The 13,774-nt window shown below is 47.1% G+C and carries 13 protein-coding genes; 4 read left to right on the forward strand and 9 right to left on the reverse strand.

What is annotated here, in order from left to right; genetic code table 11:
* Window positions 1–6 precede the first annotated feature (6 nt).
* Window positions 7–378, forward strand: coding sequence for a SirB2 family protein (locus H5715_RS20520; RefSeq protein WP_075185300.1), 372 nt, complete (start codon window positions 7–9; stop codon window positions 376–378).
* Window positions 379–578: 200 nt separating this feature from the next.
* A complete protein-coding gene (locus H5715_RS07460; protein ID WP_075185299.1) occupies window positions 579–1,112 on the forward strand; it encodes a hypothetical protein in 534 nt (177 codons plus the stop codon).
* Window positions 1,113–1,178: 66 nt separating this feature from the next.
* Here H5715_RS07460 and H5715_RS07465 read toward each other — a convergent pair whose 3' ends face one another.
* From H5715_RS07465 to guaB, 3 genes are all read right to left on the reverse strand, one after another.
* Entirely contained in the window at window positions 1,179–1,412 is a 234-nt protein-coding gene (locus tag H5715_RS07465; protein ID WP_075185298.1) for a hypothetical protein, read from the reverse strand.
* Window positions 1,413–1,627: 215 nt separating this feature from the next.
* Window positions 1,628–3,205 carry a glutamine-hydrolyzing GMP synthase gene (guaA, locus tag H5715_RS07470; protein ID WP_075185297.1) on the reverse strand — a complete coding sequence of 526 codons (1,578 nt, stop codon included), beginning with the start codon at window positions 3,203–3,205 and terminating at the stop codon, window positions 1,628–1,630.
* A gap of 101 nt (window positions 3,206–3,306) precedes the next feature.
* The gene (guaB, locus tag H5715_RS07475) at window positions 3,307–4,782 is read right to left on the reverse strand and encodes an IMP dehydrogenase (RefSeq protein WP_075185296.1); all 1,476 of its coding nucleotides are present in this window, start codon (window positions 4,780–4,782) and stop codon (window positions 3,307–3,309) included.
* A gap of 237 nt (window positions 4,783–5,019) precedes the next feature.
* Between guaB and xseA the strand changes: the two genes are divergently transcribed.
* A complete protein-coding gene (gene xseA, locus H5715_RS07480; protein ID WP_075185295.1) occupies window positions 5,020–6,381 on the forward strand; it encodes an exodeoxyribonuclease VII large subunit in 1,362 nt (453 codons plus the stop codon).
* On the opposite strand, the gene H5715_RS07485 is transcribed toward xseA, so the two are convergent.
* The 3 genes from H5715_RS07485 to H5715_RS07495 form a co-directional block, all read right to left on the reverse strand.
* The gene (locus tag H5715_RS07485) at window positions 6,378–7,700 is read right to left on the reverse strand and encodes a hypothetical protein (protein WP_075185294.1); all 1,323 of its coding nucleotides are present in this window, start codon (window positions 7,698–7,700) and stop codon (window positions 6,378–6,380) included. The two genes, xseA and H5715_RS07485, sit on opposite strands and share 4 nt — an antisense overlap.
* Complete coding sequence (locus H5715_RS07490) at window positions 7,701–8,504, reverse strand: PhzF family phenazine biosynthesis protein (RefSeq protein ID WP_075185293.1); 804 nt, start codon at window positions 8,502–8,504, stop codon at window positions 7,701–7,703.
* Window positions 8,505–9,116: 612 nt separating this feature from the next.
* Window positions 9,117–9,950 (reverse strand): sulfite exporter TauE/SafE family protein, encoded by an 834-nt coding sequence (locus tag H5715_RS07495; protein WP_139309761.1) that lies wholly within the window; start codon window positions 9,948–9,950, stop codon window positions 9,117–9,119.
* A gap of 94 nt (window positions 9,951–10,044) precedes the next feature.
* Here H5715_RS07495 and H5715_RS07500 point away from each other — a divergent pair, with 94 nt between their 5' ends.
* Entirely contained in the window at window positions 10,045–10,407 is a 363-nt protein-coding gene (locus H5715_RS07500) for a hypothetical protein (RefSeq protein ID WP_075185291.1), read from the forward strand.
* Between the two features lie 14 nt (window positions 10,408–10,421).
* Here the strand turns inward: H5715_RS07500 and der are convergent, their stop codons facing one another.
* From der to H5715_RS07515, 3 genes are all read right to left on the reverse strand, one after another.
* On the reverse strand, window positions 10,422–11,810 hold the full coding sequence (gene der, locus H5715_RS07505; RefSeq protein WP_075185290.1) for a ribosome biogenesis GTPase Der: 1,389 nt from the start codon (window positions 11,808–11,810) through the stop codon (window positions 10,422–10,424).
* A gap of 71 nt (window positions 11,811–11,881) precedes the next feature.
* Window positions 11,882–13,060 carry an outer membrane protein assembly factor BamB gene (bamB, locus tag H5715_RS07510; RefSeq protein ID WP_246434731.1) on the reverse strand — a complete coding sequence of 393 codons (1,179 nt, stop codon included), beginning with the start codon at window positions 13,058–13,060 and terminating at the stop codon, window positions 11,882–11,884.
* A complete protein-coding gene (locus H5715_RS07515) occupies window positions 13,060–13,770 on the reverse strand; it encodes a YfgM family protein (protein WP_075185289.1) in 711 nt (236 codons plus the stop codon). The genes bamB and H5715_RS07515 overlap by 1 nt, the downstream gene beginning before the upstream one ends.
* Window positions 13,771–13,774: the final 4 nt, after the last annotated feature.

A 13,774-nucleotide genomic window follows, 5' to 3' on the forward strand; every position in this document is an offset into this window, starting at 1 on the left:
GATAAAATGCTGCTTTATCTTAAATATTTTCATATTGCCTTCGCCGTAACCAGTATCTTTGGGTTTATAACCAGAGTGTTGTGGCTGACATATAAGCCAGAGTTTCTCCAAAATCGGGCAGTCAAACTAATGCCCCACCTAAATGATACAGCACTCTTCATCACTGGCATAACCATGGCAACGGCCATTGGCTACCCGCTGAATGCCTTTTACTGGTTTACAGTAAAACTTACCTTGCTTCTAACATACATTTGCTTAGGGTTTTTAACCCTAAAAACGACAAAAGCCAATTTAGACCGATTTGCACTGCTTAGTGTATCTATTATCACTTACGCTTCTATAGCAATACTCGCAGCTTATAAGCCCAACTTTTCTTAAACCTACATCACATCTAGCCTGTAAGCCATCCTTAAGTATTATTTTAGGCATACCTAAGGAGCAACCAATGCTCTGAAACGAATTTCCGCACAAGGAACTGGTTCACGTTTACTTGACATAACTTGTGGAGAACATTTTAATTGGATTAAGCGCCATACAAATGACTAATAATTATTGGCATATTATAGGGGACATTAGTAATGAAAAAATCACTCTCAGTTTGCCTGCTTGTCTTAATAACAATCGCAAATGCCGCAGTCGGCTGTGATGAACAGTGCCTAAAAGAAAAAGCAGAAGTAAAAGCCAATATCAGCTTTCCAACTTATTTAACGTGGAAACACTGTGATGACACCATTGTAGATTTTATGTCTTCATCCATGGACAGCCTAGACAAATACAGAAACCAACATTTCGACACGCGTTACAAAGGTGGAATGCGCAACATTAAGCACTACATAGTCCAGCGCAAAGAATGGCTGCAAGAATGCGATAACTATCTGCAACTGACCGGTAAAGGCCGCATATTTGACAATAAGAAAACAACTAATCAGATCTTCGCCTCTATGGACGCAGTTACAAAAGAACTGGATGATTTAATTTCTGGTGTTACCTACTCAAGCGAAATGGGTCAGGATTCAAGCTCCATTATTAATGAGCGCTTCGAAAAGCTATTAATAAATGTTGATGAGCACAAAACACTAATGCACCTTAAGGGTCGTTATGTTACCCGTTAGAAAAACGGTCTTTAGATAAAACACAGGCGCCCCTTGGGCGCCTGTGTTTTATCTATCAAAATTCTATTAATGAACTTGGGCTAATTTCTCTCCTTGTATTACCTCCTGCGCCGCTTTTTTTATAGCCTTCATTCCGCAGCGCAACAGGCGAGCCTGATCAACCGCAGACATTCCATCAGGGAAATGGCTCGGCGACACCCCTAGGGGTTGCAGCGGGCTGCCCTCAATCGAAATCCTAAAACCAGTTATATGGAATGCTGACAAACTTTCCAAGTCGACGTTCCAAGCATCAAAATCCATTTGGTCATCCTCTATCAGTAACTCGGTACAACACTTTCTTTACCCAAAAGTAAAGATACCTACGAAACAGTCCAAACATCTGTAATCAGCAACAAACATAAAATTTCGTAAGAAAATATGAACTCTATAGCGTTTACTGAATAATCTCTACTAAAAATTGATTTATGCTAATGTTTCCTTACTCTACAGGGCCTACAAGTACCGCATATTATTGACTACTCCCACTCGATTGTGGCAGGCGGCTTACTGGACACGTCGTACGTTACACGCGAAACACCCGCTATTTCATTGATAATTCGGCCGGATACACGTTCTAAAAGCTCATAAGGTAAATGCGCCCATCGCGCTGTCATAAAATCCACAGTTTCCACTGCTCGCAATGCTATCACCCATTCATAGCGCCGTCCGTCCCCAACTACACCAACTGATTTCACCGGCAAAAACACCGCAAAGGCCTGACTAGTTTTATGGTACCAACCGAATTCATGCAATTCTTCAATAAAGATAGCATCGGCCTCACGCAGGATATCGGCATAATCCTTTTTAACTTCACCCAAAATACGAACACCCAAACCGGGCCCAGGAAATGGATGGCGGTAAACCATATCGTAGGGAAGGCCTAACTCTAACCCTATTTTCCTCACCTCATCTTTAAAGAGCTCTCGAAGCGGCTCAATCAACGCCATCTTCATATCATCTGGCAGACCACCAACGTTGTGATGACTCTTAATAACGTGCGCTTTTCCAGTTTTACCCGCAGCTGACTCGATTACATCTGGGTAAATGGTGCCCTGTGCCAACCAATTAACATCGGTTAATTTGGTCGCCTCATCATCAAAGACCTCAATAAAGGTGTTGCCTATAACTTTGCGCTTTTCCTCAGGATCGTCAACGCCCACAAGCTTACCAAGGAACAAATCTTCAGATTGTGCTCGGATAACCTTAACGCCCATATTTTTGGCGAACATATCCATTACCTGATCGCCTTCATTCTTACGCAGCAATCCGTTATCCACAAACACACAGGTCAGCTGATCGCCAATGGCCCGATGCAGCAATGCCGCCACAACAGAGGAGTCCACGCCGCCAGAGAGCCCAAGCAGCACCTTGTCCCCTCCCACCATATCCTTAACGCGCAGAATCGCATCTTCAACGATATTCGCTGCGGTCCACAAAGGTTCACAGCCCGCCAGTTCCAGCACAAAATGTTCAAATATGCGTGTACCTTGAAGTGTGTGGGTTACTTCTGGGTGGAATTGAATGCCGTAGAAGCCTTTTGCCTCATAGGCCATTCCGGCAATGGCACAAGTTTCAGTGGAAGCCATCAAGCTAAAACCCTCCGGCATTTCAGAAACTTTATCACCGTGGCTCATCCAGACATCCAACAGGGAGCCACCATCGTTATCGACATGATCCTTAATATCGTGAAACAGTTGGTTTTTACTCTCGATCTTAACCTGCGCGTAACCAAACTCTCGTAGATCCGAGGACTCTACCTGCCCCCCTAGCTGGATGGCCATGGTCTGCATGCCATAACAAATCCCAAGTACGGGAACACCCAAAGTAAAAACAATCTCTGGCGCTCTGGGAGATTCTCCCGCGGTAACCGACTCAGGGCCACCCGCCAAAATAATTGCCTTCGGAGCATATTCACGAATTTCGTCTTCACTCATATCAAAGGCACGAATTTCAGAATACACGCCAATTTCACGCACTCTTCGCGCAATCAGCTGGGTGTACTGGGAACCAAAGTCGAGAATAAGGACGCGCTGGGAATGGATATTTTGAGTCATGGCTTGCTCATCAATGTGAACGGAGAAAAAGACACAGCCCGTGAGATAAGCTCACAGGCTGTTATATATACGAAGTATAGGCTCGCTCGCCTGCGCTATGGTTAGCGCCCGGAAACCGGGTAGTTTGGCGCTTCTTTAGTAATGCTCACATCGTGAACATGGCTTTCACCCATACCTGCCGAAGTCACCCTGACAAATTCTGGCAGTGTACGCATAACCTCAATATCGATCGAACCGGTGTAGCCCATAGCGGCTCTCACGCCACCCATCAACTGATGAACAATGGCCGAAAGCGGGCCTTTGTAGGGAACACGCCCTTCAATACCTTCTGGCACCAACTTTTCCATACCCTGGCTGGAATCCTGGAAATAACGGTCAGACGAACCCTGCGTCTTAGACATCGCCCCCAGCGAACCCATTCCACGATAGGACTTGTAAGTTCGCCCCTGATATAACTCCACTTCACCCGGAGCTTCTTCTGTACCCGCAAACATAGAACCAATCATAATCACATGGGCGCCTGCTACGAGCGCTTTGGCAACATCACCCGAGAAGCGGATACCACCATCAGCAATTACGGGGACGCCCGTATCTTTGAGAGCTGAGGCGACATTGGCAATAGCAGATATTTGTGGAACTCCTACACCGGTAACGATGCGCGTCGTGCAAATAGAACCAGGACCAATGCCCACTTTTACGCCATCTGCACCGGCCTCTACCAGTGCCAGAGCAGCTTCAGGTGTGGCGATGTTCCCACCGATCACCTGCACATCGGGGTAGTCCTGTTTAATCTTGCGCACACGGTCAAGAACGTTTTTGGAATGACCGTGAGCGGTATCTACAACCAACACATCCACACCGGCTTCTACCAGTGCTGCAACCCTGTCATCGGTGTCCGGGCTGGTGCCAACGGATGCACCTACGCGCAAACTACCGTCGATATCTTTACAGGCACTGGGATAGGTTTCCGCTTTGTTAATATCTTTCACTGTGATCAAACCGCAGAGATCAAAACTGTCGTTAACAACCAGAACCTTCTCAATACGATGCTTGTGCAGTAAAGCCTGCGCCTGACTGACGCTGGTCCCCTCTTTTACGGTTACGAGCTTATCACGAGGGGTCATAATGCTAGCGACCCGCTGATCCAGGTTGGTTTCAAAGCGAACGTCGCGACCAGTAACAATACCCACCAGATCTCCGTTCTCAAGCACTGGTACACCAGAGATTCGGTGCTTACGAGTAAGCTTGATTAGATCATTGATTGTCGCAGAGGATTCAATGGTAATTGGATCCTTCACCACACCAGCTTCGAATTTCTTCACTGCACGAACTTCTCGAGCCTGCTGTTTGATACTCATACTCTTATGGATAATGCCGATGCCGCCTTCCTGAGCTAGAGCAATCGCCAAGCCGGATTCCGTTACAGTATCCATAGCCGCCGAGAGCAGAGGAATATTCAGCGAAATTCCGCGTGTCAGCTTGGTCTTAAGACTGACGTCTTTCGCTGTAACAGCCGAGTAACCGGGAACCAACAGAACGTCGTCGAAAGTAAGCGCTTCTTGAGCAATCCTTAACATAGAAATAACAACCTCTGGAAATCGAGAAAGGCACCTGCCAAGCTAAGCTGACACGAAAATAACGAAAGGCCTTTAAGGGGCGTTTGGTGCGAGATAAAATAAACCCGATATTATAGTGTCGCCAAGCCTGTTGGTAAACAAAAGTCTGGCCTGAATTTCTTTATAGACCAATACTTTACTTTGATACGCTCGCTCGACATTATGTGGCGCCCCGCACCCGACCAACGGCTACGAGCTATGAACAACCTCATCTCAGATAACGACAACATTATCCACAGCGGGCGCCAGGTGTTGTCGGTCAGCGAGTTAAACCGCAAAGCAAAGCAACTACTGGAAATACACCTGCCGCTCATGTGGGTAGAGGGTGAAATATCCAATTTCAGCAAGCCCTCTTCCGGCCACTGGTATCTCACACTAAAAGACGAGAACGCCCAAGTGCGCTGCGCCATGTTTCGTAACCGTAACAATCAGGTACGTTTCACACCAAAAAACGGCATCAACGTTCAAGTACGCGCCAGGGTTAGCCTTTACGAAGGTCGTGGCGACTATCAGCTCATTATTGAACATATGGAGGAAGCTGGATTTGGCATCTTGCAAAAGCGCTACCAGGAATTAAAACAGAAGCTTGAAAATGAAGGACTGTTTGACAATGACCAGAAAAAACCGTTGCCAGAACTCCCTAGACACATCGCTGTTATTACATCCCCCACGGGTGCAGCCGTACGCGATGTGATATCGGTGCTGGAACGCCGTTTCCCGGCCATACCCATCACCGTAATTCCAGCAGCTGTACAGGGCGATGGAGCAGCCCAACAGCTGATCGAAGCGATAGATCTGGCCGAAAAACAGGGCTGCTTTGATGCCATACTGTTATGCCGTGGTGGCGGCTCTATTGAAGACCTCTGGGCGTTTAACAACGAACAGCTTGCTCGTAGGGTTTTCGCCGCAAAAACTCCCATAATCAGCGCTGTGGGCCACGAGATCGATTTCACGATTACTGACTTCGTGGCTGACTTGCGCGCGCCAACCCCTTCTGCAGCAGCAGAGATTCTTAGCCCTGATGCACAGGAGCTTGAATTCGCGTTTAAAGACTTCGAACGGCGGATGACGAGTAGAATCGAACACCTATTGAATCAATGCCAACAAAAATTAACGCATGCACGGCAACTAATGCGGCATCCCGGTCAGAAATTACAAATCTGGGCACAGCGTTTGGATTTATTGGATATGCGGCTGAATTCAGCTTGGGTTAAAACTTTTCAAAATAAGCGGATAAAACAGGACCAAATAGAGAGTCGACTGAACAGTCAAAACCCCGCAAACACTATTCGCTATAGCCGCGATAAAATTCAGGAGCTTTGCCAACGCCTAGATTTAGCCATGCAACACCAGGTAAAGGACAAGCAGGCTGCCTTCACCAAAGCCGCGAGTTTGCTCAATATCGTTAGCCCACTCAACACATTGAATCGCGGCTATGCTATTGCACAAAACCAGCGAGGAAATATTATTCGTGAATCGGCGGAAACCGAAAAAGGGGAAAGGTTAGAACTCATGCTATCGAAAGGCTCGCTGGAAGTTACTGTCAACAAAACAAATTAACTTAAGGCTAACAGCTCGTCACTAGCAGCCAAAACGGCATCCGCAAATGTGCGTTTTCGCAGAGTGACGCTCTCATCTAAAAGCTCTGATATCAATACAGGGCTACCGTCAAGATGCGTTCTCGCATACAGGCCAGCAACAAAACTTTCAACGGGGTGCCGTGCAATAACCTCCGTATTGCTATCAACAACATCCACAAGAATTTCCCGAATCGCTTTGGTATAGGTAATTTGGCGCATTCCCCCCACACACACAAGCCCCATAGAAAACATTAACAAACTAAACACCAAACACATACCGGGAATGATACTGCCTTCACGCAAACCCGCCATCACACTTTCAGGCTTTAAGACTAAGCGACCCTGCTCACTATTTAAGTGGCACCCATCGTATGACAAGAACGGAACCATCTTGCTGCCACTACATTGCCAGAATAAAATCGAACCCTGCCCTGCCTTTCTATTCCAACAGCCACTGACACCATCAAATTTTTCAACAACATTGTCTCTGCAGTTTTTATCAAACAACAGGCGGTACATTAATGAATCATTATTTTCCAGCTCGGTGATCAACAAATCAATCGCCAACTCACTAACATTGAAAAACAGGAACTCCACATCGGGTATTGCCTGCTGACACATTTTATGATTAAGCAATGCACACTGTTCGGCGTAACTTTGCAGAGCCAAAACATCACTGTTGCTATAAAATTCCCCCAACAGAAGCTCATATGATTTTTTTTTCTTTGAATCAATATCGCCCGAGCGATATTTTTTCTGTATCGCAGACAAGGCTTTACTCACATCAGATGTAGTGAACGGCTCCATATGGGAAACCATTTTCTTTTTACAGCTTTTAGGGAACAAGTTGATTTGCTGCAGGCCGCTCTTACCGGGAAGCAATAATCCTCTGGGGTAGAAAAGGTTATCCATGGGCACCCAGTCAGTTGAAAGAACCGGCACCACTGCAGGAGCTTTTCGACCTGCGCTTGCAACCAATAAACTTTGGATAGCTAAAGGATGGAAGAGCGGTGCAGTATGGTGCGCACTCAAAACAACGGGAGAATCAGTTAATTGCCCTCTCAATTTTGTATCGTCATTAAAGCGGGATCGACAAGCTGAAGAGATTAAATTAAAGAAGCTAGGATTAACCGGGCACTGCATATTTCTACTTAAAGCATGCCACAAATAATCAACGTAATCCTTGAGACTGGCATTTTGCCACTGAGCCAAATGCGAGACTAACACAGGATTCCGCTTTCCCAACTGAGAAAGAAGATGTGACCAAGCAGACAATTCCGCTTGAAAAGCAACGTCCATTTATGCACACGCTCCCACTGGAATACTACCCGAAAACCAGGTTAAGGCTTTGCCGAATATACAGACAGTTTGCCCGCTAACCCTGCAAGGGATAGGCCCTCCCCGCTCAGAAACCGAACACCCCATCAACTCTTCCCGTTTTAATTTATGGCTCCACAGCGGACCAAGGGCACCATTGGCGGAACCACAAAAATAATCTTCATCCACGCCAATTGACGGAGCAAAAACACGATAACAATAATCTGTATCCCGTCCGGGAGCTGTCACCAGCAAAGCCCGTATCGAGCCCACTAACGGAACAGAAAAATCCGGACGTAATGACCTCACCATATGCTCACTGGGAAACTCGGCAATTACATCGTAAAAGCTTTTATACATTTGCTTAACTTTTACACCTAAAAATTTGTTAACGCAGGGCACATCAATAATGGGTTTGCACAAAAATTTCGGCATCTCTAACTCGAAACCATCGCTGTGTATTCCCACTCGGACCTTTATTCTCCCCAAACAAAAAATGATATCTTCCCCTATATGACCGAGATACTCGCGTACCACATGAGAAGCGGCAACAGTACCGTGACCACAGATTTCCACCTGGTTTTTGGGGCCGAAATGCCGTAATAAATAGCCTCGTTCGCCGTTGGGTACGACAAAAGAGGTAATGGGTTGATTTAGTTCAGCCGCTATTTGCTGAAGACTTGAATCCGGCAACAGTTCCTTCAGCACACAAACTGCTGCGGGATTACCGGTAAACGGGGCGCTCGCAAATGCTTTGACAATAAATAAATTATTACTAGTCGTCATTTCCGTACAACTCGAATAGTAGTGCGCAAAAACTTGCGGAAAGACATTAACATTCGTTCTAACCAAAGCTTAGCACAAGCTTTTTAAAGCATTAGCCCTACTTGAATTTATTCTAAACCGTTTTTGTTCTTATTTTTATAAACCCATAGTATTTAGTAATAATGGGACAGAGTTACTCCCAATTAAAAAGCCTCATCATCATCTATACAACCACCTGCTTGGCCCATATAAATAATACATGTGTATTCCCGGTATTGATTAAGCTTTTTTTCAGGACTAACGATTAATGATTAGACAGATAAACCCTGCGGTTTCCACAACAAATCGCTCGAAAAAATTCACATAGATTACAAACAGACAGATCGGCAAGCCACTCCACGTGTTTAAGTTCGCAGCCGCTACAGACTATTCAGGCGCTAGTGCCTACGCCTTTGGCACTACCCATATATTTGATATCATTAGAATGATTGTCGCGCCTTATCGATAAGGTCAGTCGTGATTATTGTGTCGCTAGACATCAAAACACACGCCGGGAGGCGCTACAAAGAGCGTTTGGAGTTAATAAAAGAATTGAGGCGTTTATCAATACGGCTCTACATAAAATTTCGAGGATTAGCCTGTAATTTCAATTAACATTTTAATAACAAGCAACACCAATAAAAGAGCCAATATTCCCGACAACATCCGGTGAGATAAGCGCTTGCCGAACTTCGCCCCAAAAGGAGCTGTCAGCACAGACGCCGAAACAATCAATAAAAATGCGGGAAAATTGATTAAAGAAAAACTACCGTAGGGAGCATCCGGCCGCGTACTGCCCAAAACTAAAATAAGTAAAACTGCGGGCAAGGCAATAAGGAAACCAAAACCAGCCGCTGTTCCCACGGCCCGGTGAGCCGAGAAACCACGAACAACTAACAACGGCCCTCCCAAAGCTCCGCCCCCGACTCCTGCCAAAGCGGAAACGCAGCCGATACAAAATGTGGATAGAAGCATCCCCCACCCGCCACGCTGCTCCTTTGTATCACGCTCAGTGCTGAACACAACAACTAAACGAACCACAATAATGATGGCAACAATACCCAGCAAGGCTGCAAAAATCCCCTGTAACCAGCTACCACGCAAATTGGAAACGCCCAATGCACCAATTAAAGCACCCAAAAATAATGCGGGAGACCAAAAGCGCAAGCAGTACCACGCGATATTGTTCAACCGCCAATGGGCTTTAATCGAGGAGATGGACGTAGGAATTATACACAGCAAAGATGTGGATACCGCCATAGACATAGCCGTTTCTCCACTACAGCCCATCGCAATAAACAGGTGATAGAGTGCAGGTACAACGATAATGCCACCGCCAACACCAAATAACCCCGCTAGAAACCCCGCCAATATTCCCGTGGAACAGGCGAGTAACGCCAACATCAATAAGGATTCATTGAAAATCAAGAAAAAACACCTATTGTTAACCGAGAATAAATGGTAGTGCAATCCATTAGGTAATACACTTCAGCCCGTAAATGCGATCAAAGGAGTATCCGTTATGACACATTATTCAACTTGGAAGTACACTCTGTTTTGCTTAGTATCAAGCCTGCTACTCAACGCGGGTTCCGTTAGCGCAGACAACCATGGCACGGAAGAAGCAGCCATGCCAGAGGCCGAAATATCCAAAGCCCATAAATACAGTTGCTCCCAGCAGGGGCTTATTCGCCGCATTGAAATCAACTACAGCTCGGACGCGATGAAAGTTCCTTGTGATGTTAATTATTACAAAGACAATGAAGCGCCCAACGAAGTCAACACGCTCTGGAGCGCGCAGAATCTGGAAGGCTATTGTGAACAGAAGGCAGAAGAATTTGTAGGCAAATTGCAGTCCTGGGGCTGGTCCTGCTCTGCAGAGTAAGCCTACAAAGCAGATTACTTTTTCTTCACATGCTTCATTAACCGACGTTTTTTGGCAAGCTGGCGATCAGTCAGCTTGTTCTTTCTTCCCGCAAATGGGTTCTCACTGGAACGGAATTCAATTTTTACCGGTGTCCCTTGAAGCTCCAGCGCCTTGCGGAAGCTTTTCTCTAAATAACGCACATAATGATTCGGTACTTCCTTGGTTTGGTTGCCGTGAATGACAATCACCGGAGGGTTGTGGCCGCCAGAATGGGCATAGCGCAATTTTATGCGACGACCATGAACCAAGGGGGGGGGATGCCCGCTAACAGTGTGCTCTAAAACTCGGGTTAAAAAATTGGTTGAGTATTTCTCCGTTGCCGCGCGGTAGGCTTTTTCTACCGACTCATATAAATGCCCCACGCCGGTACCATGCAAGGCAGAAATAAAATGTAGATCGGCAAAGTCAGCAAAACGCAGCCGCCTTTCCAGCTCCATTTTGATATGTTTCTTATGGTCTTCTTCCAGACCATCCCATTTGTTGAGCGCGACAACGAGAGCCCGACCACTTTCGAGCGCGTGCCCCATTAGGTGTAAATCCTGATCGACTACACCTTCACTAGCATCCAGCACGACTATCACAACATTAGCGTCTCCCATTGCCTGGAGCGCTTTAACAATAGAAAACTTCTCTACAGTGAGTTTTACGTTTTTGCGACGGCGAACACCTGCGGTATCGATAATGGTGTACGGTTTTCCATCGCGCTCATAATCGATATAAATACTGTCTCGGGTAGTTCCCGGCATATCGAAAACCACAACACGATCTTCACCCAACATTCGATTGACGAGCGTTGACTTACCCACGTTGGGGCGCCCGACAATGGCCATTTTAATGCCGCGCTTTTCGCTCTCGTCTTCGGCTTCCGTCTCGGGAAATTCCGCCAACACCTCCTCTATCAGAGGTCGAACACCACGACCATGAGAAGCTGCAATGGAATAAATTTCGCCCAGGCCCATTTCGTAGAACGGCGCTACAGCCACATCCGGATTTAAACCGTCCACTTTGTTGGCAACCACAAAGGTAGGCTTGGCTAAACCGCGTAGGTGATCGGCGATTTGCTGATCGGTAGCTGTCATACCATCTCGACAGTCCACCATAAATAATACAATGTCAGACTCCATGATCGCCTGTAGCGATTGATCAGCCATCACACTGTCGATACCTTCTTCGTCGCCGCTGATACCGCCCGTATCCACAACAATAAAGCGCTTACCTTCAAATTCCGCATCACCGTATTTGCGATCGCGAGTAAGGCCCGCAAAGTTAGCGACAATGGCGTCTCGGGTTTTAGTGAGTCGATTAAATAACGTGGATTTTCCCACGTTTGGCCTACCAACAAGGGCAATGGTTGGGATCATGAAGCTTCTCTGGAATGAATTAGATGCGACGAGCCTTATTCAAGCTCGCCGCAGGCACCTTTGAACAAGCCCTACTTGGACTCGCCAACGATAGTATAGGCGCTCAGTTTGCCTTTATTGGAGTAGGTATACAATGTATCACCATCGCCCAACAACGGCGCACGTATAGCGGCTCGTCGCATTTTCCCACCACCGGCCAGTTTAAAACGGTCAGCGAATTGACCATCGTCCTGATTTAGTACATGTACATAGCCATAACCATCAGCGACGGCCAGATAATCGCCGAATATTGCTGGAGCGCTGGTATTACGGCGCTTAAGCTGAAAATTTTCCCACTCAAGCTCACCGTTTAAAGCGTTATACGCAACAATGCGAGACTCATCTGTGCTCACGAAGACTTTATTATTGGCAACCACCACTGCATTGTGGGTTGATGCCTCTTTCGACCACACCAGTCGACCGGCTCCGCGGCTTGCGGCCACGACATTGCCTTGATAATTCCCCGCGTACAGGTAACTACCGTTAAGCACCGGTGTTCCATCAATATCGACGATACGATCCAGCTCGGTACGCCCCTGGGGACGGCTCACTCGAAGCTGCCACTGGGACGAACCATCTTTGGCTCCCAGGCTCAGTACCTGCCCATTATCGAATGCAACAATCACCTGAGTGGGGGTCAGGACAGGAGACGCCGTACCACGCAAGGTCAGAACTGGCAGCATGTGATCATAGGACCAGCGTAGCGCACCGGTTTCGGCCTCAAAGGCAAATACGCGTCCATCAATGGTCACAGCAACAACAATATCACTGTTCCCAGCCGGGGCAGATGCCACTTCACTACTAACCTTGGCTTTCCAGTTAAGCTCTCCGGTATCCTTATTCAATACGTGAACCATGCCGTCGTAAGTGCCGAAATAAATACCGCTGGCACTCGCCGCAACACCACCGGAAATTTCAGCTTTAGTTTTTACTTTCCAGCGTTTTTTACCGGTTGTTGCATCGAAGGCCTGTACATCGCCCTTATAGCCAACCGTATAGATACCACCTTCGCCATCCAACGCAGGAACAAAACGTGAAAACCGCTTTTCCTGACCGGAACCCGCAGCCCGGCTCCATTGCTTTTTAACTTTGACTGTTTCCTCAAATTTAATGAGATCTGCAGCCTTCAATTCGAGTTTTTTTGAATCTTTGCTTTGACAGGCTACAAGGCTCAGAACAGCAACGGCCAGCAATAAATACCGCAACAACATTAAGCGTCTCCCTCAGCGGCAGCTTCAGTAGGTTCTGTTTCTGCTACGGGTGCTGATTGAGCAACCGCATCACGCTTTAGCTGGATAAGGCTGGTACGACCAAACTCAGAGGGTGGCAGTGAACTCAAGGCTTCAACATAAGCTGTATGAGCCTGGCCCATTTTACCCTGCGAGTGATAAATATCACCGCGAATTTCGGCAAACAGGGCCGTGTAGGTCTCGCTATTGGACTGAGCGACCAGAGCCAGCGCCTGGTCGACATCACCTTTGGCTGCCAATACACGGGCTAGACGCGCACTTGCCAGCTGTACAATAGAAGCATTTGCTCCACCAGTCACAACCTCTTGTAAGCGGCTCGCTGCGACATCGAGCTGCTTGTCTTCCACATGCAGTTTGGCCAGCATCAGGTTGCCCATATCGGCATAGAGCGAGCCATTAAAATCGCTAACCAGAGCTTCAGCCAAACCACTTACAATTACCTTTTGCTCGGCGCTCATGGCGGCACCAGGCTGAACCTCAGCGGCTTTAGACAGTGCTTCAAATTGATCTGATGCGGCCTGGGCCCTCCCCAACTTGTGGTCTTCCCAGCTTGACCAACCCATCCAGCCCACTAGGGCAACAACGCAGGGCAGTACAATAGACAGCCAATTCTCTTTCCACCAGCGCTTGAGCGCCTCTACCTGTTCTTCTTCTGTTAAGTGATCTGCCACTTTA

Source organism: Teredinibacter haidensis (genome assembly GCF_014211975.1).
GTDB lineage: Bacteria > Pseudomonadota > Gammaproteobacteria > Pseudomonadales > Cellvibrionaceae > Teredinibacter > Teredinibacter haidensis.

What these genes read in the sequence shown, in the direction of transcription:
- H5715_RS20520 (WP_075185300.1), top strand. Translation starts at nt 7, where the DNA reads ATGCTGCTTTATCTTAAATATTTTCATATTGCCTTCGCCGTAACCAGT.
- H5715_RS07460 (WP_075185299.1), top strand. Translation starts at nt 579, where the DNA reads ATGAAAAAATCACTCTCAGTTTGCCTGCTTGTCTTAATAACAATCGCA.
- H5715_RS07465 (WP_075185298.1), bottom strand. Translation starts at nt 1,412, where the DNA reads ATGGATTTTGATGCTTGGAACGTCGACTTGGAAAGTTTGTCAGCATTC.
- guaA (WP_075185297.1), bottom strand. Translation starts at nt 3,205, where the DNA reads ATGACTCAAAATATCCATTCCCAGCGCGTCCTTATTCTCGACTTTGGT.
- guaB (WP_075185296.1), bottom strand. Translation starts at nt 4,782, where the DNA reads ATGTTAAGGATTGCTCAAGAAGCGCTTACTTTCGACGACGTTCTGTTG.
- xseA (WP_075185295.1), top strand. Translation starts at nt 5,020, where the DNA reads ATGAACAACCTCATCTCAGATAACGACAACATTATCCACAGCGGGCGC.
- H5715_RS07485 (WP_075185294.1), bottom strand. Translation starts at nt 7,700, where the DNA reads ATGGACGTTGCTTTTCAAGCGGAATTGTCTGCTTGGTCACATCTTCTT.
- H5715_RS07490 (WP_075185293.1), bottom strand. Translation starts at nt 8,504, where the DNA reads ATGACGACTAGTAATAATTTATTTATTGTCAAAGCATTTGCGAGCGCC.
- H5715_RS07500 (WP_075185291.1), top strand. Translation starts at nt 10,045, where the DNA reads ATGACACATTATTCAACTTGGAAGTACACTCTGTTTTGCTTAGTATCA.
- der (WP_075185290.1), bottom strand. Translation starts at nt 11,810, where the DNA reads ATGATCCCAACCATTGCCCTTGTTGGTAGGCCAAACGTGGGAAAATCC.
- bamB (WP_246434731.1), bottom strand. Translation starts at nt 13,060, where the DNA reads ATGTTGTTGCGGTATTTATTGCTGGCCGTTGCTGTTCTGAGCCTTGTA.